General features: G+C 60.3%; 21 protein-coding genes and 1 pseudogene. 2 read left to right on the top strand and 20 right to left on the bottom strand.

Annotation, left to right across the window (positions count from 1 at the left end):
* Positions 1 to 167: 167 nt before the first annotated feature.
* From HB680_RS16480 to argH, 4 genes are all read right to left on the bottom strand, one after another.
* Positions 168 to 992: an ABC transporter substrate-binding protein gene (locus HB680_RS16480; RefSeq protein WP_213939667.1), complete on the bottom strand. Its 825-nt coding sequence runs from the start codon at positions 990 to 992 to the stop codon at positions 168 to 170.
* A 39-nt stretch (positions 993 to 1,031) separates the two neighbouring features.
* Positions 1,032 to 1,796, bottom strand: a complete 765-nt coding sequence (locus HB680_RS16475; protein ID WP_213939666.1) for an amino acid ABC transporter ATP-binding protein — start codon at positions 1,794 to 1,796, stop codon at positions 1,032 to 1,034.
* Between the two features lie 10 nt (positions 1,797 to 1,806).
* Complete coding sequence (locus tag HB680_RS16470; protein ID WP_213939665.1) at positions 1,807 to 2,685, bottom strand: amino acid ABC transporter permease; 879 nt, start codon at positions 2,683 to 2,685, stop codon at positions 1,807 to 1,809.
* Between the two features lie 215 nt (positions 2,686 to 2,900).
* Positions 2,901 to 4,328, bottom strand: a complete 1,428-nt coding sequence (gene argH, locus HB680_RS16465; protein ID WP_213939664.1) for an argininosuccinate lyase — start codon at positions 4,326 to 4,328, stop codon at positions 2,901 to 2,903.
* A gap of 296 nt (positions 4,329 to 4,624) precedes the next feature.
* Here argH and HB680_RS16460 point away from each other — a divergent pair, with 296 nt between their 5' ends.
* Entirely contained in the window at positions 4,625 to 5,590 is a 966-nt protein-coding gene (locus HB680_RS16460; RefSeq protein ID WP_213939663.1) for a LysR family transcriptional regulator, read from the top strand.
* Here the strand turns inward: HB680_RS16460 and HB680_RS16455 are convergent.
* From HB680_RS16455 to arnB, 10 genes and pseudogenes are all read right to left on the bottom strand, one after another.
* Positions 5,541 to 6,101: pseudogene (locus HB680_RS16455) on the bottom strand (GNAT family N-acetyltransferase). The gene HB680_RS16460 and the pseudogene HB680_RS16455 overlap by 50 nt on opposite strands.
* Positions 6,102 to 6,198: 97 nt before the next feature.
* Entirely contained in the window at positions 6,199 to 7,815 is a 1,617-nt protein-coding gene (locus HB680_RS16450) for a glycosyltransferase family 39 protein (protein WP_213939662.1), read from the bottom strand.
* On the bottom strand, positions 7,788 to 9,167 hold the full coding sequence (locus HB680_RS16445) for a UDP-glucose/GDP-mannose dehydrogenase family protein (RefSeq protein WP_213939661.1): 1,380 nt from the start codon (positions 9,165 to 9,167) through the stop codon (positions 7,788 to 7,790). Before HB680_RS16445 ends, HB680_RS16450 begins: the two co-directional genes overlap by 28 nt.
* Positions 9,164 to 9,577, bottom strand: a complete 414-nt coding sequence (gene arnF / locus HB680_RS16440; protein ID WP_213939660.1) for a 4-amino-4-deoxy-L-arabinose-phosphoundecaprenol flippase subunit ArnF — start codon at positions 9,575 to 9,577, stop codon at positions 9,164 to 9,166. The genes HB680_RS16445 and arnF overlap by 4 nt, the downstream gene beginning before the upstream one ends.
* A complete protein-coding gene (arnE, locus tag HB680_RS16435) occupies positions 9,574 to 9,918 on the bottom strand; it encodes a 4-amino-4-deoxy-L-arabinose-phosphoundecaprenol flippase subunit ArnE (RefSeq protein ID WP_213939659.1) in 345 nt (114 codons plus the stop codon). The genes arnF and arnE overlap by 4 nt, the downstream gene beginning before the upstream one ends.
* Positions 9,915 to 11,564: a lipid IV(A) 4-amino-4-deoxy-L-arabinosyltransferase gene (gene arnT, locus HB680_RS16430; protein WP_213939658.1), complete on the bottom strand. Its 1,650-nt coding sequence runs from the start codon at positions 11,562 to 11,564 to the stop codon at positions 9,915 to 9,917. Before arnT (HB680_RS16430) ends, arnE begins: the two co-directional genes overlap by 4 nt.
* The gene (gene arnD / locus HB680_RS16425; RefSeq protein WP_213939657.1) at positions 11,561 to 12,445 is read right to left on the bottom strand and encodes a 4-deoxy-4-formamido-L-arabinose-phosphoundecaprenol deformylase; all 885 of its coding nucleotides are present in this window, start codon (positions 12,443 to 12,445) and stop codon (positions 11,561 to 11,563) included. The genes arnT (HB680_RS16430) and arnD overlap by 4 nt, the downstream gene beginning before the upstream one ends.
* A complete protein-coding gene (gene arnA / locus HB680_RS16420; protein ID WP_213939656.1) occupies positions 12,445 to 14,436 on the bottom strand; it encodes a bifunctional UDP-4-amino-4-deoxy-L-arabinose formyltransferase/UDP-glucuronic acid oxidase ArnA in 1,992 nt (663 codons plus the stop codon). The genes arnD and arnA overlap by 1 nt, the downstream gene beginning before the upstream one ends.
* A complete protein-coding gene (gene arnC / locus HB680_RS16415) occupies positions 14,433 to 15,452 on the bottom strand; it encodes an undecaprenyl-phosphate 4-deoxy-4-formamido-L-arabinose transferase (protein WP_213939655.1) in 1,020 nt (339 codons plus the stop codon). Before arnC ends, arnA begins: the two co-directional genes overlap by 4 nt.
* Positions 15,449 to 16,597, bottom strand: a complete 1,149-nt coding sequence (gene arnB, locus HB680_RS16410; RefSeq protein ID WP_213939654.1) for a UDP-4-amino-4-deoxy-L-arabinose aminotransferase — start codon at positions 16,595 to 16,597, stop codon at positions 15,449 to 15,451. Before arnB ends, arnC begins: the two co-directional genes overlap by 4 nt.
* Before the next feature lie 374 nt (positions 16,598 to 16,971).
* Between arnB and HB680_RS16405 the strand changes: the two genes are divergently transcribed.
* The gene (locus tag HB680_RS16405) at positions 16,972 to 17,910 is read left to right on the top strand and encodes a tyrosine-type recombinase/integrase (protein ID WP_213939653.1); all 939 of its coding nucleotides are present in this window, start codon (positions 16,972 to 16,974) and stop codon (positions 17,908 to 17,910) included.
* Between the two features lie 6 nt (positions 17,911 to 17,916).
* Here the strand turns inward: HB680_RS16405 and HB680_RS16400 are convergent, their stop codons facing one another.
* From HB680_RS16400 to HB680_RS16375, 6 genes are all read right to left on the bottom strand, one after another.
* A complete protein-coding gene (locus HB680_RS16400; RefSeq protein WP_213939652.1) occupies positions 17,917 to 18,969 on the bottom strand; it encodes an ABC transporter ATP-binding protein in 1,053 nt (350 codons plus the stop codon).
* The gene (locus HB680_RS16395; RefSeq protein ID WP_213939651.1) at positions 18,966 to 20,564 is read right to left on the bottom strand and encodes an iron ABC transporter permease; all 1,599 of its coding nucleotides are present in this window, start codon (positions 20,562 to 20,564) and stop codon (positions 18,966 to 18,968) included. The genes HB680_RS16400 and HB680_RS16395 overlap by 4 nt, the downstream gene beginning before the upstream one ends.
* Before the next feature lie 3 nt (positions 20,565 to 20,567).
* On the bottom strand, positions 20,568 to 21,581 hold the full coding sequence (locus tag HB680_RS16390) for an iron ABC transporter substrate-binding protein (RefSeq protein WP_213939650.1): 1,014 nt from the start codon (positions 21,579 to 21,581) through the stop codon (positions 20,568 to 20,570).
* Positions 21,582 to 21,888: 307 nt separating this feature from the next.
* Positions 21,889 to 23,604, bottom strand: a complete 1,716-nt coding sequence (gene arnT / locus HB680_RS16385) for a lipid IV(A) 4-amino-4-deoxy-L-arabinosyltransferase (RefSeq protein ID WP_213939649.1) — start codon at positions 23,602 to 23,604, stop codon at positions 21,889 to 21,891.
* 161 nt (positions 23,605 to 23,765) lie between these two features.
* Positions 23,766 to 24,359: a histidine phosphatase family protein gene (locus tag HB680_RS16380; RefSeq protein WP_256735565.1), complete on the bottom strand. Its 594-nt coding sequence runs from the start codon at positions 24,357 to 24,359 to the stop codon at positions 23,766 to 23,768.
* A gap of 375 nt (positions 24,360 to 24,734) precedes the next feature.
* On the bottom strand, positions 24,735 to 25,283 hold the full coding sequence (locus tag HB680_RS16375) for a PqiC family protein (protein WP_213939647.1): 549 nt from the start codon (positions 25,281 to 25,283) through the stop codon (positions 24,735 to 24,737).
* Between the last annotated feature and the right edge of the window lie 13 nt (positions 25,284 to 25,296).

The raw sequence follows: 25,296 nt of genomic DNA, 5'->3' as shown, positions 1-25,296 counted from the left end.
CACCTGTAGCAGCTGCCGAGCAGCGCGAGGCAGCGTTCGGCGACGAAGTCGTCGTAAACCCTACACGCGAGGTTTTTTCTGACACACCGCGTTGTCTGATTTCACGACTGCTTCGCAGCCGAACGCAGGCTTCGCCAGCTGCTACACAGAGCTAAATCGCGCCAGGTTTATTTGCCGGCGTTGATGGTCACAGTCTTGATAGCGCCCAGTTCCAGGTCCCATTTCTTCAGGATGGTCTGATAGCTGCCGTCATCAATCATGCTCTGCAACGCAACCTTCACCGCTTCACTCAGCTCAGGCTTTTTCTTGCTCAAACCCATGCCGGAGAACTGCACGGAAATCGGCTGGCCCACGGTTTTGTACATGTCCTTTTCCTGCGTCTTCAGGTACGACAGCGTCTCGCTACCCTGCATCGCCGCGTCGATCCGGCTCTGGCGCAATTGTGCACGAGCGTCAGCCGAGCCTTCGGTGCCGATCACCACGATGGCCGGTTTGCCGGCGGCTTCGCAGTTGGCCTTGCTGTACTCGGCAATTTCCGCCGGGAAGGTGGTGCGGCGGCTGGTGCCGACTTTTTTGCCGCACAGGTCGGTGATTTCGTTGAAGTCCTTGTTCTTCTGCAAGGTGTAGAACTGCGGACCGCTGGTGAAGTAGTCAACGAAGGTCACGCTGGCCTGGCGTTCGGCGGTGTCGGTCATGCCCGACAGCACCATGTCCACACGGTCGGTGGTCAGGGCGTTGATCATTTGTTCGAAGCCGGTTTCCTGCCATTTGATCTTCACGCCCAGACGCTCGGCCAGGGCGTTGCCCAGGTCATAGTCGAGGCCCGTCAGCGTGTTGGTCGCCGGATCCTTGAAATCCATCGGCGGGTAGTTCGGCATGATCGCGACAACGATCTCGCCCTTGGCCTTGATGCTGGCCGGCAATTCGGCGGCGAAGCTGACGCTGGAAGCCATCAGGCCTGCAAGTACTGCTGGAATTACGAAATTCTTCATGGTCGTTCTCTTATGTGTGTTGTGAGCGCCAAGCGGCACCTAGGTTCGAACGGCAGAAATGAAGCTTTGGGTGCGCGGGTTTTGTGGGCTTATTAGTATTTCTTCGGGGCTTCCAGCCTCCACGATCTGCCCGCCGTCCATAAACACCATGCGGTTGGAAACCTCGCGAGCGAAGCCCAGTTCATGGGTGACGACGATCATGGTCATGCCGGTTTGCGCCAGATCGCGCATCACCGACAGCACCTCACCGACCAGTTCCGGGTCGAGTGCCGAAGTGGGTTCATCGAACAGCATCAGCTTGGGCCGCATCGCCAACGCGCGGGCAATCGCCACCCGTTGCTGCTGGCCGCCCGACAATTCAATCGGGTAGCTGTTGCGTTTGTCGGCCAGGCCGACCCGGGCGAGTAATTCCACGGCTTCTTCGTGCGCCTCTTTGGGCGAACGCTTGAGTACCTGGCACGGGCCTTCGATGATGTTTTGCAGCACAGTCATGTGCGGAAACAGGTTGAACCGTTGGAACACCATGCCGGTGGCCAGGCGTTGACGGGCGATCTGCGACTCGTTGAGTTCGTGCAGTTTGTTGCCGACGACCCGGTAACCCACGAGTTCGCCGTCGACCCAGAGGCCGCCCTTGTCGATTTTTTCCAGCTGATTGACGCAACGCAGCAGGGTGCTCTTGCCCGAGCCGGACGGGCCGATGATGCACAGCACTTCGCCTTGCTCGACCTCGATGTTGATGTCCTTGAGCGCGTGGAACTGGTCGTAATATTTGTTCAGGCTCACGGCCTTGACGATGCTTCTCATGTCGGACTCCTCAAGAACGCTTGCCGGCGCCGCGAGCGAAACGACGCTCCAGACGGCTTTGACCGAAGGACAGAACCGTCACGGCGACCAGGTACCAGATACCGGCGACGATCAGCAATTCCATGACCCGGGCGTTGGCGTAGTAGATGTTCTGGGCGTTGTAGAGCAGTTCCGAATACTGGATAACGCTCGCCAGGGAGGTCATTTTCACCATGCCGATGAATTCGTTGCCGACCGGCGGAATGATGATCCGCATGGCTTGCGGCAGGATGATCCGGCGCAGCGCTTGCAGGCGCGGCATGCCGATCGACTTGGCCGCTTCGTACTGCCCGGTGTCCACTGAGAGCAAACCGGCGCGCACCACTTCGGCGGTGTAGGCGCCCTGGTTGATGCTCAAACCGAGCAGGGCGGCCACGAACGGCGTCATCAGGCTCACGGTGTCCATTTCGAACAGGCCGGGGATGCCGATGGTGGGAAAGATCAGCGCCAGGTTGAACCACAGCAGCAGTTGCAGGATCAACGGCGTACCACGGAACAGCCAGGTGTAGGTCAGCGCCACATAGCGCAGGATCGGGTTGGCCGACATGCGCATGATCGCGGTGATCACCCCGAACACAATGCCCAAAGCCATCGCCAGCACCGCCATGACGATGGTGTTGAACAGGCCCCAGATGATCGCTTGTGAGGTCACGAACTGGCCGATGTAGGACCATTCGATCTTGCCCTCGGCGAACGCGCGCACCAGGCCGAGAATGGCGATCACGATCACGGTGGCGAAGAAAATCCGCCCGTAATAGCGTCGTGGCACATGGTGGTACTGGGTGATATCAAACTGGTTGTCCGCCAGGTTGCGCTCCGCCTGGAGACGTTCTGCCTGAGTCTGGCTCATGATGTTTCTCCGTACGCCGCCCAGTGACTGCGGCGCGTGTTGCTGTGGTTCAAAACGGCGTCAACGGCCCACCGCTGGTTCTTCAGATAAAACGCAATCCCCTGTGGGAGCGGGCTTGCTCGCGAAGAGGTCGTGTCAGTCGACATCAATGTTGCCTGACCCACCGCTTTCGCGAGCAAGCCCGCTCCCACATGGGTATTGCGGTGCTCCGTGGCTCAGAGGCGGAAGCCCTGATAGTTCTCGGTCCACTCATGCTGCGCGGCGAGGGCGGTTTTCAAACGACCGATCTGCTCGCGCACCTGTTGCGGCGCGGTGCCGCCCCAGCCGCTGCGGGCAGCGATGGCAGCTTCCAGGGTCAGGCTGTCGCGCACTTCCGGGGTCAGGCGCGGATCTATTTCGGCCAACAACGCCGTAGACGCTTCCCACAACTCGATGTCGTGTTTCTCACAGGCCTGAACCAGTGCACCAGTGATTTCGTGGGCTTCCTTGAATGGCACGCCGCGCATGGCCAGCCAGTCGGCGACTTCGGTAGCGAGGGTGAAGCCCAGTGGCGCCTGACGCCGCAGTTCTTCAACGTTGACCTTCATGGTCGCGACCATCCCGGCCATCGCTGGCAGCACCAGCAACAGGGTGTCGACGCTGTCGAGCACACCGTTCTTGTCTTCGCTCAAGTCGCGGTTGTAGGACAGCGGCAGGGATTTGAGGGTGGACAGCAGGCCGGTGAGGTTCCCGATCAGACGGCCAGCCTTGCCGCGAGCCAGTTCGGCGATGTCCGGATTCTTCTTCTGCGGCATGATCGAGCTGCCGGTGGCGTAGGCATCATCCAGCGCGACCCAGCGAAATTGCCGCGACGACCACAGGCAAAATTCTTCAGCGAGGCGGGAAATGTTGATCCCGAGCATGCTGGCGATAAACAGGAATTCGGCAACGTGGTCGCGACTGGCGACAGCGTCGATGGAGTTTTCACACACGCCGCTGTAGCCCATTTCCTTGGCCGACTGCTGCGGCAAACGAGCTATGGCAGAACCGGCCATGGCCGCTGCGCCGAGTGGCGACAACGACGTGCGCACGTCCCAGTCCACCAGGCGCTGCACGTCGCGCAACATCGATTGGGCGTGGGCCAGCAAGTGGTGGGCGAAGACGATCGGTTGCGCCTGCTGCAAGTGAGTGAAGCCCGGGCAAATGCTTTCGATGTGCTGCTCGGCCTGATTCACCAGCGCTTGTTGCAGGGCCAACACTTCAACGGCCAGGGTGCGGACATGATCACGCAGGAACAGACGCAGGTCGTTGGCAGTCTGATCGTTACGCGAACGACCGGCGCGCAGTTTGCCGCCCAGGGCACCGAGGCGTTCGGTCAGCAGGCGTTCGATAAAGGTGTGGACGTCTTCGTCGTCCAGGGTCGGCGCGACGCTGCCGGCGTTGAAGTCAGCACCGATACCGGCCAGCGCGTCGAGCATGGTCTGGGTTTCTTCTTCGCTCAACAGACCGGCGCGTTGCAGTTCCCGGGCATGGGCCTTGGAGCCGGCCAAGTCGTAAGGCGTGAGGCGGAAATAGCGCTCGGGGCAACGGGACAGGGCCGCCAGGGCTTCGGACGGGCCGCTTTTGAAGCGAGCACCCCAGAGACGGTCGGTGGTTTGAGACATTGTTGTTTTCCTCGTCGGTAAAGCGAACTGAATGCGGTCTGCAAAGCCCTGAACGCTCGCCGGAAATGATTCGGGCGTGGTTAGGCCAAAGCAGTTTTCAAAGGGGCAGTTGCGAAGTGGCGAGAACTGATCGAAGTGTCAGTTTTTAATGGTGCGAAATCAGTGAGTTGGCACTCAGGTACGGAATTTATTAGCGGTTGCCAAGCCTTGTTTTCTGTGTTCATTATTATTGGCCAGCTATGTTTTTGTTGTTGGACACAGATTGTTTGCTAGAGCGCCAGAGGTAAATAAGCATTATGGAAACCCCACTTTCCAATTCCGGAAACCCGCCGCCAAAACCGACTCAGCGGGCTCCGTTGGCGCTCAGCGGCCTGGACTTCAAACTGCTCAAAGTGTTCAAGGCCGTGGTCGAGGCCGGCGGCTTCAGCGCGGCTCAAAACGAGCTGAATGTGGGCTTGGCCGCCATCAGCAAACAGATTTCCGACTTGGAAATCCGCATCGGCATGCGCCTGTGCACCCGTGGGCGAGAGGGGTTTCACCTGACCGAAGAAGGGCGCCTGGTGTATCAGGCGTCGATTGATTTGTTTGCTTCGGTTGATAACTTTCGGGATCGGCTTAGTTCGGCGCAGAATGAACTTATTGGGGATCTTGGGGTGGGCATTATTGATAACACGATCTCTGACCCTAACTCTCCGTTAGTTGCCGCACTTAGAAGAATTAATGAAGAGTCGCCGAAAGTCAGGTTTCAACTTCAGGCCTCGCAACTGGATGAAGTAGAGCGAGGGGTTGTGGAGGGGCGGTTAGTCGCGGGAATCGTGCCGGTTTACCAGAAGCGGGAGGAGTTCGATTACTACTCGCTCTATGAAGAACGCTCCGAGGTTTACTGCGCGGTCGGCCATCCGTTGTTCGCGGTGCCGGACGCGGAAATCGGCAGCAACGTGCTCAAGGACTATGAGTGCGTCAACCATCGCTACGCGATCCATCGGGACAAACTCAACTTTGCCCGGTACGACAGCTTTTCAGCCTCGGCGACGCAAGTCGAAGCCGTGGCGCTGTTGATCAAGACCGGCTGTTTTGTTGGCTTCCTGCCGCAGCATTACGCCGCCAACCTGGTCGCCGAAGGGCAATTGCGGGCAGTGCGCCCGGACCTGATTCATATCGTCACGCCGTTCAATCTGATCCTGCGCCACAACACCGTGCGCAGTCCGCTGGTCAAGGCGTTTGCCCTGGCGTTGGGTGTGGATTTGAAAGCGCCGGTGTGAGTAGCAGATACATCGCACACCGCCGCTCACCGGGCAAACCGTGGTCGATTTCCTGCCTCAAAATCGCCAATAAACGCGGACTCGTTTCAGCCGCGCTCAATGTTTCAAAGCCGAACCGTTGATAAAACGGTGCATTCCACGGCAAGTCGCTAAACGTGGTCAGGGTCAGACCGTCGAGTTCTCGTTTACGGGAATACTCAATTGCCGCTAACAGTAACTTTCAACCGATGCCCTGGCCCTGAAAGTGTTGGCTGACGGACAGTTCCTGAATATGCAGTTGATTGTCGATTTGTTCGGCGCTGAGAAACCCCGCAAGTGCGCCTTCGGGCAATTCCGCGACCCAAACATCGGCGGTTTCGATGGCGTGCAGGTGTTGCCGGGTGTCGGTCACGGGTGTGTCGGCGAGCCAGGCAAGTGAAGGGTCCGTGCGAAACAATGCCGCCGCCGAGCGTTCGATGGCGGGGAGGGCGTTGGCGTCAGTAGGCTGGGCACGGCGCAGGGTGATGGTCATGATGATCGTGTAGGAGCTGCCGAAGGCTGCGATCTTTTGATCTTAGCGGCAACGTCAAAAGATCGCAGCCTTCGGCAGCTCCTACAGGGGTTATGCGTCAAGGTTTGAGATGGAGCAGGACGTAATCGTTTTTATCAAAACGCCCGGTCAAGGCCGGCGGCAAATCGCCCAGGGTTGTTCCTTTCAGGGTTTTGTAATCGCTCTGATCCATCATCACCCAGGCCGGCGCCTTGAGGGTGTCCAGGTCCAGGCCCGATTCGGCGAACACCGGTTGCAGATCCTGCTCGATATTGACCATGAACTTGATCGCCTTGGCGTCCTTGCCCATACCGAACAGCACCAGCGGCGCCGGTTCCTGTTGCACCTGGGCGAAGGCGGCGCGGCTGAAGTTGCGCGAATCGTAGAGCTGCCGTTCCACCGGTTCAAACACCAGGATGTACACCGACCACAGCCCCAGCACCGCGCAAAACGCCAATACCTGCGCGCGCCACGCCGGCCTGAACAGCGCGGCCAAAGCGATCACTTGCAACACCCCGAGCAGAAGAAAAATCGAAGTAAGTGAGGTCAACCATTCGGGAAAGCGCCGCTGGCCCACCACCAATCCGACGATCAATAACCCCGGCATCACCAGCCACAACCCTTGCATCACGCCCCGCAACACGCCGAACAACCGGCCGTGCAGCACCTGAAACGGATACGCCGCAATGATTGCCGCCATGGGCAGCATCGGCAGCAGGTAGCGGGCCTTTTTCGCCTGGGGAATCGACAGTCCGACCATCACAATCAATCCTGCCGCCGCGCAGTACTGCACCAGGCGTAATGCCGGCCCGGCTTCGCGCGGATGGCTCAGCAGGATCGCCGCCAGCGCCAACAATCCCAGTGGATACGCCAGTGCATAGTTGCCCATGGAGCTGGTGAAGTAATACAGCGAGCCGCTGACGCCTTCACTGCCGTCCATACGCCCCAGGAACTGCATGCGAATCACATCCTGCATGAAGGACGGGCCGCCGCTGAGCTTGGCCAGCAGCAACAGCAAACCGACACACAGCACCAACAATCCGCTGGCAACCAGCCCGAACGCAAACAGCCGTCGCCACTGACGATTGAGAAGGAAGCAACTGCACAGCATGCCCGTCGGCACCACCAGGCCAATCGGCCCACGGATGCCGAAGCCCAGCAGCAACAGGGCAAAAATCAGCAGCCAGCGACGCGGCGCGCCAAAGTGTTCGGCGACGTAGCCCAGGTAAAACACGCTAAACGCCACCGCCGCCAGCATCAAATCCAAAGACACGGCGCGGGTTTCGGTGATGAAGGTGTTGGTCAATAACAGCAGGGCAATGCTCAGCAACGCCCAACGCGTGGAGTAGGGCGCCAGCAGCCGATACATCAACGTGACGATCAGCGCGCCGGCCAACGCACTCGGCAGCCAGGCGCTGAACGCGTTGACCTCGCCGAAGGGCAACGACAGCAACCAGACGAGCAGCGTGCTCAGCGCCGAATAGTCCGCATAGGGCTGGCCATAGGTGGTCGGGAACACCGTTGGCCCGTGGCGCAGCATTTCCTGGGCGAACAACACGAACCGCGAATCAAAGCCGATGGCGGCCTGCTGATAAACCCCGGCCATGAACAGCAGCAGCGCCAACAGCCCCAATCCGAGAGACTGTCGACGGACAGCATCATTCACCGTCAGGCAACCGACGAGATGGCAGGCCATTGCTGATAAGGAATCGGCAGATTGCGCGATTCCCCACGCCCCATCGGGAAGTACAGGAAGCCGCTGCGGGACAAGCGGTCGGCGTCATACAGGTTGCGTCCGTCAAAGATCACCGGCGCGGCGAGGCGTTGGCGGATCAGGTCGAAATCCGGCGCCTTGAACTGCTGCCATTCGGTGCAGATGATCAGCGCGTCGGCGCCGGCCAGTACCGATTCGGGGGTGCCCATCAGCATCAGCTTCGATTCGTCCGGGTACAAATGCTGGGTTTCCTGCATCGCTTCCGGGTCGAACGCGCGCACATTGGCGCCCGCCGCCCACAACGACTCCAGCAGCACCCGACTCGGCGCATCGCGCATGTCATCGGTATTGGGTTTGAACGCCAGGCCCCACACAGCAAAGGTCTTGCCCGCCAGGTTGCCCTTGTAGAACGCATTCACGCGCTCGAACAATTTGTGTTTCTGCCGCTGGTTGATCGCTTCCACCGCTTGCAACAGGTCGCTGGAGCAGTGTGCCTGTTCGGCGCTGTGGATCAGCGCGCGCATGTCCTTGGGAAAGCACGAACCGCCATAACCGCAGCCCGGATAGATGAAGTGGTAGCCAATGCGCGAATCCGCGCCGATGCCCAGGCGCACGGATTCAATATCAGCCCCCAGGTGTTCGGCCAGTTCGGCAATCTGGTTGATGAAGCTGATCTTGGTCGCCAGCATGCAGTTGGCGGCGTATTTGGTCAGCTCGGCGCTGCGCAGGTCCATGAACATGATGCGGTCGTGGTTGCGGTTGAACGGCGCATAGAGATCGCGCATGACCTCGCGCACTTCGTCACGTTCGCAGCCGATGATGATGCGATCCGGGCGCCGGCAGTCAGCCACCGCCGAACCTTCCTTGAGAAATTCGGGGTTGGAGACGATATCGAACTGCAACAGTCGATTAGCCTCCTGAAGCCTGCGCTCGATGTGTGCGCGCAGGGTGTCGCCGGTGCCCACCGGGACTGTGGATTTTTCCACCAGAATCACCGGTTGTTCGCGATGACGGGCCACCGCATCACCGACCGACAGCACGTATTTCAGATCGGCCGAACCGTCCTCGCTGGACGGCGTGCCCACGGCGATGAACAACACTTCGCCATGCTGCACGGCCAGTTTCTCGTCGGTGGTGAACTGCAGGCGCTTCGCCTCCAGGCTCTCTCTGACCAGACTGGCCAGCCCCGGCTCGAAAATGCTGACATGGCCCTGCTGGAGCAATTCGACCTTTTTGGCATCGATGTCCATGCAGATCACATCGTGGCCGACTTCAGCCAGAACGGCAGCCTGTACCAGGCCAACGTAACCACTACCAAATACACTGATTTTCATGGGTCATTCCTGAGAACGGAGACACGGGCAGGTCGAGAGTTGATGGTGATGACACCTAGGATGACGAGCGCCACCCCCAGGCTTTTTGCGAGACTGAAATGTTCGTTGAACGCCGGCAGGCTGGCGGCCAGCAGGTACACCAGCGCATAGCTGATGCTCAGCAGCGAATAGGCCCGACCCAGCGGCACATCGCGCAGGGCGAGCAACCAACTGAGCATCGACAGCCCGTAGGCGAGGATCGCTGCCAGTACCACGCCGACCGCAGTCAGATCGACGTTGCCATCCCGCAGAGCGGTTAGCCAATGATCGGGTTGCGGCAACCGGCTCATGCTCCAGCGCATGCCCAATTGCGCGGCGCTGACGAGCATCACACTGCCCAGGGCGAAGGTGACTCCACGGCGCAAGCTCATGCGTGTTGCCCCAGCAAAACCACACCGCCAATCACCAGCGCGACGCCGAGCCAATGACGATGGTCGACGGGTTCGTGAAAGATGAAACGCGCGACCAAGGTGATCAGCACGAAATTGAGGCTCAGCATTGGATAGGCGAGGCCGACTTCCAGGCGTTGCAACACCAGCAACCAGACCAGCAGGCCCAGGCCCAGGGAGAACAGCGCCAGCCACAGCCACGGCGAACGCAATTTCTCGCCCCAGCCGCCGTCTTTGCCGCGCCAGCTCTCCACGGCGTACTTCTGGGCAATCTGGCCCAGGCACGTCAGCAGGCACGCGGTCAGCAGCAGAAGCAGGCTCATGACGCATCCTTGGGGATAATCAGAATCACCAGGTTGCCTTGCTCATAACGCTTGCCCTCTTTAGGCAGCAGATCCACTTCGTGCAGTTCGTCGTCACCCTTGACCCGCATGACCACGCCCACCGAACCCTGCTTGCGAGCATCGCGCATCCACTGTTGCACTTTGTCGAGGTCGATCCGCCGATTAGCCGATTCGGGATAATTAAGCCCGTATTTCAGCTCGCCGACGGTGTTGTACAACGCCACTTGCGGGTTTTGCAGACGCCAGGCCAGCGCCGATGCCGCCCCCAGATCGTTACTCATGAGCTGGTGGGTCTGGCTGAGTTCCTGGGCGTGTTCGAGGATGAATTGGTCAGGGGTCTTGTTCGACACCACCGAGTTGGGCAGCCCGGACGGAATCAGCCCGATGAACAACAAACTGCCGAACGCTGGCGCCGCCCAGCATTGCAGGGGCCGGAAGGCTTGCAGCAGATTGGCCATGATCCAGCCGATCAGCGCGATGAACACCAGCACCAGGTTGTGCAGTTCGAGTTCGTACAGCGGCTTTTTCAGTTGCAGGTAAACCAGGGCCAGCAGCACCGTCAGGCCCAGTACCAGATTGAGCAGGCCGTTAAGCCCCAGCGCCCGACCTTGCTCAAGTCGCAGACGGTCGGCCACCGCATTGCCCAGCAACAGGGCCAAGGGCAGCAGGCACGGCAGGATGTAGGTCGGCAGTTTGCCGTTGCTCAGGCTGAAGAAAATCAGCGGCATGACCAGCCACAACAGCAGGAAAGCGATGCTCGCCTGACGTCGGGTCTGCCAGGCCTGTTTCAGCGCTGACGGCAGCAACACCGCCCAAGGCAAACTGAACGCCACCAACATCGGCAGGTAAAACCACCACGGTGCGTCATGCTGGGCGTCGTCGCCGGCAAAACGCCGAATGTGTTCGTGCCAGAAGAAGAACCGCCAGTAATCGGGTTCCTGAGCGTGTACGGCCAAGGCCCACGGCAGGCTGATCGCGATGGCCACGACGATCGCGAGCGGGCCGTAGACCAGCAGTTCACGCCAGCGTTTCTGCCAGAGCATCCACGGCAGCGCGACCAGCACCGGCAACACCCAGGCGAGAAAGCCCTTGGTCATGAAGCCCATGCCGCAAGCCAGTCCTAACGCGGCCCAGCTCAACAGCCGCTGGCCACGGGTGACGCTGTCCAGCGCAAACCACAGGGCCACCAGGCTCAAATTGACCCAGAAAGTGAATTGCGGATCGAGGTTGGCGTAACCGGCCTGACCGGCCACCACAGTGAAACTCATGTACAGCAAGGCGCAGGCGAAACTTTTGCGCGGTTCGTTCCACAGGCGCCGGGCGATCAAGTAACACAGCAACACACTCAACCCGGTGCTCAGGGCCGAAGCGAAACGCACGCCGAACAGGTTCTCGCCAAACACGGCCTGGCCAAGGGCAATCATCCAGTAGCCGGCCACCGGTTTCTCGAAATAGCGCAAGCCCATGAAATGCGGCGACACCCAGTTGCCGCTCAGGAGCATGTCCTGGCTGATCTGGGCATAGCGTGTTTCATCGGGAATCCACAAGCCATGGGTGCCCAATGGCAGCAGGTAAGCCAGGAACATGACGACCAGCAACACAGGCAAGGCCCAGCGTTTACTCATGCGCCTTGCACTCCCAGCCAACCTTCGCGGCCGTCGAGGGCGCCGCGTACCACATGCCCGGCCGGCAGGCTGGCGAACGACTCGGGCAACAGCTCGCCCAAGGGTTTGAAGCAAATGTCACGCTGGCGCGCATCGGCCAGCAGTTGACGAAAATCGTTGGCCATCAGAATCCCTTCTACCTCGGCGTGGATCGTGTAGACGTTGAGTTTTTCAGGGGTGAAGCGGTCGAGAATGAACCCGTTGAAGTCCTTGGCGGCTACGGTCGGCCCGACCACCTCGTCAAAGGTCGGTAAATCCACCGGGATTTGCGGCGCGCCCAATAGACCATTGGTCAGGGTCGGCTGGAACAGGCTTTGGCCCCGGCAATCGCTGTTGTAGCGAAAGCCGAACGCCTGCTTGGCTTCGATCACGCGTTCGTCCGCGCGCCAACCGGCAGAGGCGGAGCAGTCGACTTTTTCCCCGAGGATGTCACTGAGGCTATCCACGCCCCGGCGAATCTGCTCAATCAGTTGCGCCTCGCTCCAGCGCCCGGCATTCGCCTGCCAGCCATGGTGATCCCAGGCGTGCAGGCCGACTTCATGCCCGGCAGCCTTGGCCTGACGCATCAAGTGCCCGAGGTCACGACCGATGGATTTGCCCGGCCAGGCCGTCCCGGCCAGCAAAATGTCCCAGCCATACAAGCCGGCGGCGTTGGAACGCAGCATTTTCCAGAGGAATTGCGGGCGGATAAGGCGCCACAAATGGCGCCCCATGTTGTCCGGCCCGACGCTGAAGAAAAACGTCGCCTTGACCTGGGCCTCATCGAGGATTTCCAGCAACCGGGGCACACCGTCACGGGTGCCTCGGTAGGTGTCGACATCGATTCGAAGGCCTGCCTGCATCAGTGCTTGTCCGCGATTTCGAGCATGGCTTCACGCAGGAAGAAGTCCAGGGTGTTGCCGATGGTCTCGCTCATCTCGACCGTTGGCGTCCAGTCCAGCAGGCGCTTGGCGTTGTCGATGCTCGGTTTACGGTGCGACACGTCCTGGTAACCGGTGCCGTAGAACGCCTTGCTTTCCACATCGCGGAAACCGGCGAACGGCGGAAAGTTGCTGCGCAACGGGTGCGCTTCGAACTGACGCAGCAGCTCTTCGCCCAACTGGCGGATGCTGGCTTCGTTGTCCGGGTTGCCGATGTTGATGATCTGGCCGTTGCACACGTCATTGTCGTTGTCGATGATCCGCGCCAGTGCCTCAACGCCGTCAGCGATGTCAGTAAAGCAGCGTTTTTGCTCGCCGCCGTCGAACAGACGAATCGGCGTGCCTTCCACCAGATTGAGGATCAGTTGCGTGATCGCCCGGGAACTGCCGATCCGCGCCGAATCCAGTCGGTCGAGGCGTGGCCCCATCCAGTTGAATGGACGGAACAGCGTGAAGTTCAGGCCTTTCTGGCCATAGGCCCAGATGACGCGGTCGAGCAACTGCTTGGAGACCGAGTAGATCCAGCGTTGTTTGTTGATCGGGCCAAGCACCAGGTTCGACGTATCTTCGTCGAAACGCGCGTCCTGGCACATGCCATAGACTTCGGAAGTCGACGGGAAGATCACGCGTTTGTTGTACTTGACGCAGTAGCGCACCAGTTTCAGGTTTTCTTCGAAGTCGAGTTCAAACACGCGCAACGGATTGCGGGTGTATTCGATCGGCGTGGCGATGGCCACCAGCGGCAGGACCACGTCGCATTTCTTGATGTGGTACTCGATCCACTCGGAGTGAATGCTGATGTCGCCTTCGACGAAGTGGAAATTCGGGTGGCTGCGCAGGCGGTCGATGGCGTCGGAGCCTATATCGAGGCCATAGACTTCATAACGGTCGTCACGCAACAGGCGCTCGGACAAGTGGTTGCCGATGAAGCCGTTGACGCCGAGGATCAGCACGCGGGTACGACGCGGTTTGCGCCCGGATTCAGCGCCACGCAGCACCGAACCGTCGACCAGACCCAGTTCATTGGCCAGTTGCGGACCGCTCAGGAACAGACCGTTGTCATTGCGCTGACCGGCGGTGATCACCAGCGAGTCTTCGCCACACGCGATGCGCAGCGGATCGACGCTGATCACGCGGCCCGGGGCCTGGCCTTCGTTGCCTTTGGCGACTTGCGCGCCCCAGACAATCAGCTTGTGCTCGCCGACGTCGCAGAAGGCGCCCGGATACGGCTGGGTCACGGCGCGAACCAGGTTGAACAGCTCTTCCGCCGGTTTTTTCCAGACCAGTTTGCCGTCTGCCGGGGTGCGGCGACCAAACACAGTGGCCCTGGATTCGTCCTGCGGGGTTTCACTGACTTTGCCTTGCAGCAGCGCCGGCAGGGTGTCACGCAGCAGCGAACTGGCGGCGTCGCGCAGCTTGGCGTGCAGGGTCAGGGCAGTGTCGGAGCGCTCGATCCCGACTTTTTGTTGGGCGAGGATCGCACCCGCGTCGGCGCGCTTGACCATGCGGTGCAGGGTTACGCCGGTTTCGGTTTCGCCGTTGACCAGCACCCAGTTGGCCGGGGCGCGACCGCGATAGAGCGGCAACAACGAGCCGTGCAGGTTGAACGCACCTTTGCTCGCGGTGGCCAGCAGCGGCTCGCTCAGCAGGTTGCGGTAGTAGAACGAGAAAATGTAGTCAGGGTTGAGCTTGGCGATGCGCTCGATCCACAGCGGATGGTTGGCATCTTCCGGAGCGTGAACCGGAATACCTTTGTTGGCACACAGTTGCGCAACGGAGCCGTAGAAAGCGTTTTCCTTCGGATCATCGGCGTGGGTGAACACGGCCGCAATCTCATAACCTGCGCCAAGCAGGGCGTCGATGCCGGCGCAACCGATATCGTGATAGGCGAAGACAACAGCTTTTTTGCTCATGAGAGAACCTGTTCTGAAGAAGTGGAAGTGAGACCGTCGACCGTGACAACGGGAGCAGGCGGGGCAGGTTGGCTACGCAAGACTTTTTCGATAAAGAACCGTGGGCGAGCCCGGACATCGCTGTACATGCGGCCCAGGTATTCACCCAGCAGGCCCATGCCAATGAATTGCCCGCCGGTAAACACGAACAGCACGGCGAACAGCACGAACATGCCGTCGCCGGCCCACTGGGCGCCGAATGCCAGACGCAACACGATCAGCGCCATCGCGAACAGCACGCCAAGGCCGGCCATGGTGAAACCGACGATGCTGAGCAGGCGCAGCGGGGTGGTGGTCATGCAGGTGATCAGGTCGAACATCAGGTTGACCAGCCGCATCGGGCTGTACTTGGATTCGCCGTGTTCACGCTCGGCGTGGGTCACGAGGATTTCCGTGGTGTGCCGGGCGAAGCTGTTGGCCAGGATCGGAATGAACGTGCTGCGTTCGCGACAGGCGAGCATCGCGTCGACGATGGTGCGGCGGTAGGCGCGCAGCATGCAGCCGTAGTCGCTCATGGCCACGCCGGTGGAACGTTGCACCGCCAGGTTGATCAGTTTTGACGGCCAGCGGCGCAAGGCCGAGTCCTGGCGGTTGTTGCGCACGGTGGCGACCACGTCGTAGCCGAGTTCGGCCTGGGCCACCAGGCGCGGGATCTCTTCGGGCGGGTTTTGCAGGTCGGCGTCGAGGGTGATCACCACGTCGCCCTTGCACTGTTCGAAACCGGCCATGATGGCCGCGTGCTGCCCGTAGTTGCGGTTGAGAATGACCGCGACCACCCGGCTGCCTTCACGATGGGCGGCGTCTTCGAGGATCTGCGCCGACTCGTCACGGCTGCCGTCGTCCACCAGCACGATTTCGTACTCGTAATGCAATTGTGCGCAGGCCGCTTCAGTGCGACGCAGCAACTCGGGCAGGCTTTCTTCTTCGTTGTAGACCGGGATAACGATCGACACGCAGTGGATTGGATAAGGTTTCAAAGGCTTCTGTCCGTAATGTTGGCAATGGCAGCGACAACGCGTTCGACGTCGTCGGTGCTCATGTCGGGGAACAACGGGATCGAACACAGCCGCGCCGAGTTCCATTCGGTATTGGGCAGGTAGACATCCGGGAAACGCTGGCGGTAGTAGGTGTGCAGGTGGGTGGCGATGAAGTGAATGCCGGTGCCGATGTTCTGTTCCTGCAAGGCCTTCATGAACGCTTCGCGATCGAGCCCGCAGCGTTCGGCGTCAATGCGCAGGATGAACAGGTGCCAGGCGTGCTGCTGCGCATAGGCCGGGATCGCCAGCGGTTGCACCGGCAGGCCTTCGAGGCGTTGCAGGTAGGTCTGGGCCAGTTGCGTGCGTTTGGCGTTGATCTCGTCCAGACGCTCCAGTTGCACCAGGGCGATGGCGGCGTTGATGTCGGCCAGGTTGTATTTGAAGCCGGGCTCAATGACCTGGGCCTGGGGTTTGCGGCCACCGGTCAGGCGGTCGTAGGCGTCAACGCCCAGGCCGTGAAACTTGAGCATGCGCACGCGGCTGGCCAGGGCTTCGTCGTCGCTGACAAACATCGCGCCTTCGGCGCAGGTCATGTTCTTGATCGCGTGGAACGAGAAGATCGCCGTGCCTTGGGCGCCGACGTGCCGACCTTTGTAAAACGTACCGGCGGCGTGGGCCGCGTCTTCGATGACGGCAATCCCGTGTTTGTCGGCCAAGGCATACAGCGGATCGAGGTCGAATGCCGCACCGGCGTAATGCACCGGGATGATTGCCTTGGTGCGCGGCGTGATCGCCGCTTCGATGCGGTCCAGATCGGTCATCAGGGTGTCGCGATCGACATCGACAAACACCGGCGTTGCCCCCAACAGGCAGATCATGTTGGCGGTCGATACCCAGGTCTGGGACGGGGTAATGACTTCATCCCCGGGGCCGATGCCCAAGGCCAGCAAAGTGATGTGCATTCCACCGGTGGCCGAGGACAATGCCACCGCATGTTTGCAACCGACGTAGTTGGCGAAGTGCTCTTCCAAAGCCTGGTTTTTTGGCCCTGTGGTGATCCAGCCAGAGCGCAATACTTGCTCTACGGCTGCAATTTCTTCATCGCCGATACTGGGGCGTGAGAAGGGGAGAAAAGCCTGACTCATGGGGACCTCTGGGCTGGCACGACAACGAAATTTTGATTGCAAGGATTGGATCCACACCGAAGCGTAGACGCTAAAAAACAAATTGCATCAAGGAGTTGCTACATAAATATTACAAATTGCTTAGGTTGACTTTTGGCGGCGGCCTCGTCAGGTTGTGCTGACTGATTGCTGGCGACCTGTTGAATTAGAGTAGGCTCGAAAATGTGAAAGGGACATGAAAAACCGGTCGGAGAATCGTTTATCTGAAGTTCAGACAGCTAGAGTTCAGACTTCGACCGTTTATCGCGTTAATCCCAACGCTGGCGACTCCTTACAGCAAGTAGCCGAACTATTTAGTTGTTGTGTTGAACCGTTTTCATTCAAGGCTTTTTCGTTTGATTGACTTACCCGTTAATGAATCCAGGGCTGTAAAAGCCAACCCGTTGACCCTGTATCTGGCGCGCCTGGCGCCGTCCAGCCAACTGACCATGCGTTATGTGTTGCAAGATGCAGCGGATCGCCTGGGCTTCGAAGACATGAACATCGAGGAGATTCCCTGGTACGAACTCCAGCCCGAAGATGTCGTCGCGTTAGTGGCCGCGTTGCGCACTGACGGTTACGCGCCGAATACTTCTTCGCTGTATGTGAACGCAGTGCGCGGGGTGATGAACGAAGCCTGGCGCATGAGTTTGATCAGCCAGGAACACCTGCTGAAAATGCGTTCGGTCAAAGGCATCGCCGGCACGCGACTGTCCCAGGGGCGCAATCTAAAGCGCACGCTGATTCAGGAGTTGATGGAAGTCTGTGCCGCCGATCCCCGGCCTCAAGGTTTGCGGGACGCGGCGATCATTGCAGTGTTGTACGGTTCGGGCATGCGCAAGTCGGAGTCGGTGAACCTGGATTTGAATCAGGTGGATTTCAACGAGCGCAGCCTGCGGGTCACGGCCAAGGGCAACAAGCAGTTGATCAAGTACGCCCCGGCCTGGGCCTTCGCCAAACTGGAGGCATGGTTGGAGTTGCGGCGTTCGCAGTTGGGGGAAGGGCAGGCGGACGATTCGTTCCTGTTCAACCGTATTCGTCGCGGCAATCACATCACCCGCGAGCGCATCACCAAACATGCGATCTATTACATTGCCCGGCAGCGTGGCGCCCAGGTCGGGGTGAAGATCATGCCCCACGACTTCCGGCGCTCGTTTATCACCCGGGTGATCGAAGAACACGATTTGTCGATTGCGCAGAAACTGGCGCACCACAGCAACATCCAGACCACCGCCAACTACGACGTGCGCGATGACAATGAACGGCGCCGGGCGGTGGACCGTTTCGATTTGTGAAGGCTGTCAGTCGCTCAGCACATGGGCATGGCCGAGGGTGGTGACATGAACCGCGCTGCCGGCCGGCGGCGCGTGCATGCCGGAACTGCGCACCAGCAAGGATCGGCCCGGTTCGAACTCGCCGGGCAGCAATTCCACGGTCAAGGTGCAGGTGTTGCCGCCGAAATCGCGTTCGGTGACCACGCCGGGGCAGCCGCTGGTGTCCGCCGCTGAGCTGCCGATCTGCAATTGCTCGGGGCGCAGCATGATCTGCGCCGAGCCGTTTTTGTCCTGATTGTTGACCGGTATCCGCCCCAGGTCGCAGTGAGCCCAACCGGCCTCGATCCGCGCCGGCATCACCACCGCATCGCCGAGAAACAGCGCGGTTTGTTCGTGGTCGGGATAGCGGTACAGATCCATCGGATGGCCCGACTGCACCAACCGGCCTTGGCGCATCACCGCCAGTTGATCAGCGAATGACAATGCTTCGCTCTGGTCGTGGGTCACCAGAATCGTGGTGACGCCGGCAGTCTCCAGCAATCGCGCAACCATCTTGCGCATGGCCGCGCGCAAACCGGTGTCGAGGGCCGAGAACGGCTCGTCCAGCAGCATCAGCCGCGGCTGTTGCGCCAACGCCCGGGCCAGGGCCACCCGTTGCTGCTGGCCGCCGGACAGTTCATGCGGCCAACGCTTGGCCATGTTCGCGTCCAGATTGACGCTGTCCATCAACTCGGCGATGCGTTCCTGCCGGGCCGGGCCTTTGTCCGCCAGGCCAAAACCGATGTTGGCGGCCACGGTCATGTGCGGAAACAGGGCACCGTCCTGAGGCACGTAACCGATCAAACGCTGGTGCGCTGGCACCGAGTGCGTGCTGTCCACCAGCGTCTGGCCGTTGAGCGACAGGCTGCCGGTGTCGGGGAATTCAAAACCGGCGATCATCCGCAGCAACGTGGTTTTACCCGAGCCGGACGGCCCGACGATCACCGTGCGGCTGCCGGTGGGCACCGACAGGCTGATGTCTTCCAGGGCGCGCTGGGTGCCGAAGGATTTGTAGATCGCGTTCAGTTCGAGAGCGTTCATCGGCCTGCCGTGCGTTTGGATTGGTGATAGAGAAGGGCGGTCAGCGGTAGCGACAGCAGGATCATGATCAGCGCATAAGGCGCGGCTGCGGCGTAGTCGATTTCGCTGGTCATGGCCCAGAAACCGGTGGCCAGGGTCCGCGTGCCGTTAGGTGCCAGCAACAGCGTGGCGGTCAACTCGTTGGTGATCGCCAGAAACACCAGCGCCGCACCGGCCGCGGCACCCGGTGCGGCCAGACGCAAGGTGATCAGCCACAGCGCCCGACCGGGGGAACGACCGAGGCTGCGGGCCATGTTTTCCAGCTCCACCGGGGCCTGGGCGATGCCGGCGCGCAAACTCACCAGCGCCCGGGGCAGGAACATCAGCAGATACGCCAGCAGCACCGTAATGGTGGTCTGGTAGATCGGCCGAGCGAAGTGAATCGTCACCGTGACCAAGGCCAAAGCGACCACGATACCCGGCAACGAACTGGTGATGTAATTGCAGCTTTCCAGCACCCGTTGCAAACGTCCCGGCGAGCGAATCGACAGCCAGGCAATCGGGATCGCGGCGCACGTGGTCAGGGCGGCGCCGGCGAGCCCGAGTAACAGCGTCTGTTCCAGGGCTGGCAGCAATTCGCTCCATTGCCAGACCTCGCTGCCCCCGGCGATCAGCCATTTGCCCAGGGTTATCAGCGGAACGCCCAGCGCCAGCAGGCAGGTCACGACTTGTAGGGCGAGGGCGAGCCGGGTGGTGTTGCCATTCAGCCGCACAATCCGTTGCTCCCGGGCACTGCCCGAGCCGACGCGGGCGTAACGCGCACTGCCACGCGCCGCCGATTCGACGGTCAGCATCGCCAGGCAACACAGGGCCAGAACCCCGGCCAGCATGTGCGCGGCCGGGCCGTTAAAAGTCGATTTGAACTGATCGAAAATCGCTGTGGTAAAGGTGTCGAAGCGGATCATCGCGTACAGCCCATATTCCGCCAGCAGATGCAGGCCGACCAGCAACGCACCGCCGCAAATGGCCAGGCGCAGTTGCGGCAACACCACCCGAAAGAACACCGCCCAGGGCTTGAGCCCGAGGGATTCGGCGACGTCTTCGATGGCCGGATCGAGCCGGCGCAAGGTTGCGGCCACCGGCAGATAAAGGAACGGGAAATACGCGATCACCGACACCAGCACACCGGCCGGCAACCCATGAATCGACGGCACCAGACTGACCCACGCGTAACTGTGAACGAACGCCGGCACCGCCAGTGGCGCGGTGGCCAGCAATGACCAGACGCGTCTCCCCGGCAGGTTGGTGCGCTCGGTCAACCAGGCCAGCGCCACACCCAGCGCAATGCACAAGGGCAGGGTGATCACCACCAGCAACACGGTGTTGATCAGCAATTCGCCGACCCGTGGCCGGAACACCAGTTTCTCGATGGCGGCCCAACCGGTTTGCCAGGACACGCCAATCACAAAAGCAATCGGCAGCAACGCCAGCAACGACACCAGCACCGACAAACCCATGACCCACGCGCCACCACGGCCAACAAACAGACCGCGGGAGCGTCGCAGCGAGTTCGCGGGTATCACCGAAGCGACACCCGACGGCAGGGTTTCAGGCATCAATTAGAGCAGTCCGGCCTGGGTCATGAGGTCCACCGCTTTTTTGCTGTCGAGCTTGGAAGCATCGACGGCCGGTGCGTCGAGTTGCGCCAGCGGCACCAGTTTCGGGTTGGATTCGGCGTTCTGGCCCACGGCGTATTCGAACGAGTTGCCGTTCTTCAGAATCGCCTGGCCGTCCTTGCCGGTGATCCATTTCAGGAAGGCCTGGGCCTGTTCCTTGTGTTTGCTGGAGGCCAGCACGCCGCCGCCGGAGACGCTGACAAACGCGCCCGGGTCCTTGTGCTTGAAGTAGTGCAGCGAGGTGTTCTTGCTGTTTTCGCCGGTTTTGGCCTGATCGCCGAAGCGGTAATAGTGGTAGATCACGCCGCTGTCGATCTGCCCGGCATTCACCGCTTTGAGCACCGCGCTGTTGCCGCGATACGCGGTGGAATTGGTTTTCATCGCTTTCAACCAATCGAGGGTGGCCGCTTCCCCCTTGAGTTCAAGCACGGCGGCGACGATCGCCTGGAAGTCCGCGCCACCCGGCGAAGCGCCCCAGCGACCTTTCCAGCTGGGTGAGGCGAGGTCGAGCAGCGACTTGGGCAGATCGGCTTCGGCCAGTTTGCTCGGGTTGTAGACGAACACCGTGGAGCGCGCGGCGATGCCGACCCATTTGCCGTGGGCCGGACGATAAGGCGCACCGACTTGTTCCAGAGTGGCCGGTGCCACCGGGGCGAACAGCCCGGCGTTGTCTACCAGCACCATGGCCGGGGAGTTCTCGGTGAGGAACACATCTGCCGGCGACGCCGCGCCTTCCTGGACAATCTGATTGCCCATCTCGGTGTCGTCGCCGTTGCGCACGGTGACTTTGATCCCGGTCTCCTTGGTGAAGCCCTCGATCCAGGATTTGGTCAGGCTTTCGTGCTGCGCGTTGTAGACGACGATGCCGTCGGTGTCAGCGGCGTACACATGCCCGGCACTAACCAGTGCGGCGGTCAGCAGTGCGGTTTTAAGAAGCGAAGGGATACGGGAAGTCATGCGATGCGTGCTCCTGTTTTTCTGATTTTTGTTTGCGCCCTCCACCGCGTGGACGAGGAAGGTTCTCAATAACTGTAGATCAATAGGAATCATTTGCATGTTTGGGGCGCGGGGAATGTAGAGCGGGGAATGAGAAAAAAACGTTAAAAAAAATCGTCAATTCGTGTCAGTGACTGGGAGGTTCAGGTCTACACAAAAACCTGTGGGAGCGGGCTTGCTCGCGAAGGCGTCGTGTCAGTCGACATCTGCTTTGACTGACACACCGTCTTCGCGAGCAAGCCCGCTCCCACAGGTTCGGCGTTTGTCGTTAAGGGTTTTGCGGAAATATCAAAATCTCCAGATTGCCACGCTCATAACGCTTGCCATCCACCGGCAACAACGCGACTTCCTCAACTTCTTGCACACTGTTGACCCGCATCACCACCCCGACCGAGCCTTTCTTGCGCGCTTCGGTCATCCATTGGCCGACGCCGTCCTTGGTAACTTTGCGCGAGTCCATTGCTGGATCGTCGAGGCCATACGCGAGCTCGCCGACGGTGTTGAACAGATCAACCTGCGGACGCTTCAAGCGCCAGGACAAGGCCGATGCCGCGCCCAGGTCGTTGCTGAGCAACGAGGTGGTCTGGCTCAATGCATCCAGGTGTTCGGCAATGAATTGGTCAGGCATCTTGCTGTTGACGATGGTCGCCGGCATCGCGGCGGGCAGCAGCGCTACCAGCAGCCAACTCCCCAACGCCGGCGCAGCCCAGAACTGCAGGGGCCGCGAGACTTGCAACGCGTTGGCGATGATCCAACCGGCCAGCACGATGTAGGCCAGGGATAGACTGAACATCTCGGTGTTGTCGAAGATTTTTCGTGTCGCTTGTACATAAATCAGAGCGATCAGCCCCACGCTGGCCAGCACGACATTGAGTGCACCGTTGAAACGAATCGCCTGGCCGCTCTCCCGTTGCACCAGCCCCACCACGGTATGCCCCATCAACAACGCCAGCGGCAACAGGCACGGCATGATGTAGGTCGGTAACTTGCCGCTGCTCAGGCTGAAAAAGGCCAGGGGTAACAGCAGCCACAGCAGCAGGAAACCCATGGCCGGTTCACCTTTGCTTTTCCAGGCCCGGATGAACGTGGAGGGCAACAACACCGCCCACGGCATGCTCGACGCCACCAGCAATGGCAAATAGAACCACCACGGACGGGCATGCTGCGCATCATCGGCGGCGAACCGTCGAATGTGTTCATTCCAGAAGAAAAACCGCCAGAAGTCCGGTTCCTGATGGTGAATGGCAAGCACCCACGGCAGGCAGACCACTGCCGCCACGACCATTGCAACCGGGCCGTAGCGCAGCAGTTCGCCGAGGCGTCGCTGCCACAGCATGTAGGGCAGGGCGATCAGCACCGGCAACAGCCAGGCGAGAAACCCCTTGGTCATGAAACCCATGCCGCAAGCGGCGCCCGACACCGCCCAGGCACCGAGGCGCTTTTGACCCGGAGGACTGTCGAGGGCAAACCACAACGCCACCAGGCTCAAATTGACCCAGAACGTGAATTGCGGATCGAGATTCGCATAGCCGGCCTGACCGGCAATCAGCCCGAAACTCATGTAGAGCAACGCGCAGGCGCCGCTTTTGCGTGGGTCGTTCCACAAGCGGCGGGCGATCAGGTAGGTCAGCCACACGCTCAACCCGGTGCTCAGCGCCGAGGCGATGCGCACGCCGAACAGATTGTCGCCAAACACGGCCTGGCCGATGGCGATCATCCAGTAGCCGGCGATGGGTTTTTCGAAATAGCGGATGCCCATGAAATGCGGGGCGATCCAGTCGCCGCTCAGACGCATTTCCTGGGCGATCTGGCCATAACGGGTTTCGTCGGGAATCCACAAGCCGTGGCTCATCAGCGGCAACAAATAGAACAGCACAAAGGCCAGGAGCAAACCGGGAACGATCCAGCGTTCGACGGCGGTTGGGGCAGGGCGGCGGGACATCTTTAGCGCCGGGTGTTGCAACACGTTGTTGTGCGACGTCATGACTCGACCTTAAAGCAGGGACGCGGTGGATCCAGAGAACTATCAACCTTCCCGACTGAACAGTTCCTGAAGGAATTCAAACCAGACAAGTTCTTAAATAAGACGCGCTATAAATTGCAGAACTAAGAACTCCAAGTTTAGGCAACTAACGGCGGCGCACATTACTTCAGCGTTTTATCGCTCAACAGCGAATGCCAATCAGCGTCATTCAGTACGCCCAGTACCTGAAGTTGTCCGTCGGTGCCGATGCTGACAAACAATGAACTGCTGTATTGGCTGGTGGCTGCGTGTTTGAAACCGGTCTGCACTTCGAAATCACTGATACAGCCGCTGTGAGTGACCAGCACCGTATTGCGATGGGCAATTTTGTGCGCGACGACGTCGTTGCGCAGCGCCGTGCCACAACTGGCCAGCCATTCCTGGGTCAGCGCTTCTTTACCAAACATGGAGTGCGCCGTTTGCGCGGTACGGGTCAGGGGGCTGGTGAAGACATCGGTCTGTGCCATGCCCAATTGCATGAAGCCCCGGCCCACTGCGGCGGCAGAGTCGCTGCCGAGCCGGGTGATGCCGTCGGCCGGGCCCAGGCACGGGTTGCTGGACCGGTCGCAGCGCTCGGCATGACGAACCAGTACGGACACGTCGCCGGCGTGCCAGTGCCGGAGCAGTTCAGCGCGAACGGCCTGGGCGCCCGCACTACCGAGGTTGACCGGGGACCGATGCCACACGGCAAAACCCGTGACCAATGCCGCCGCCATCAGTAAGCCTGACACGCTGATAATCCGGGTGAGTCGCGATGGGTGCCAACGGCGAGATGGCATGGCGGATGACACTGATTCGAACACGGTGCGGCCCCTTTAACGAACAGTATTGAAAGTTATCAAGTCGAACTTTCTACAATGCTCGGCACACTAAGGGGCGGTACGTGTGAGCGTGGTGAAACGGATGTGAAAAATTTGCGCAGCTATCCTTTAACCCGGACTTCACGGTACTGACGTTATATAAAAGAGTATTTGATATTCAATACCAAACACCTTTGCGTGGAGTTACATCCGTAGGAGCAAAGCTTGCTCGCGATGGCCCCCCCGAAGACGCCATCACGGGCAAGCCATGCTCCTACAGAGGTGTGTCGCTCAAAGTGACGCCGGGCAACCCCGTTGCGTGGCGGCCGCTTGGCTGATCACTGCGGCCAGGCGTTTGACGTTGTTCTGCTGCGCCGTCACCAAGTCCTCGATGGACGGCCCGGACGGCGTTTGCAATGTGCTGCGGCAAGTGACCAACGCGTTATCGCCGGCGCCAAGCGGCCGCAGGCGCCATTTAACATCGATCAAGCCGTACTGGCCGGGAATCGAGTCGAAGCGTTGCACATCCACGCGCAACGACACTTTGCGTTGTGAGTTGCTGTTGGACAGTTGATCCACCAGCGCACTGCGCAATTCATCCGACAGACTCGCGCCCCACCAATCGGTTTCGAGGATCGACAGGCCGCTGTTGCCCTGACGAATGACGATCTGTGGGCGATCGACCTGGGGCGGCACGCTGATGCCTTCGATCTTGATCTCGTCGCCGCTGGTGCGAGCCAGTTGTGCAGGGGTCAGGGTGTGAAAGTGAATCGGATCGCTGCGGCACGCCGCGAGTAGCAGCAACGCAGCGATCAAGGTGATCTTCGGCGAAAAGGCCATGGGTGTTGCTCCT

It is taken from the genome of Pseudomonas sp. dw_612, from assembly GCF_018449725.1.
In the GTDB taxonomy this organism is placed as follows: domain Bacteria; phylum Pseudomonadota; class Gammaproteobacteria; order Pseudomonadales; family Pseudomonadaceae; genus Aquipseudomonas.
The sequence above is the reverse complement of the archived record's forward strand: the minus strand, read 5'-3'. Positions and strand labels throughout refer to the sequence as shown.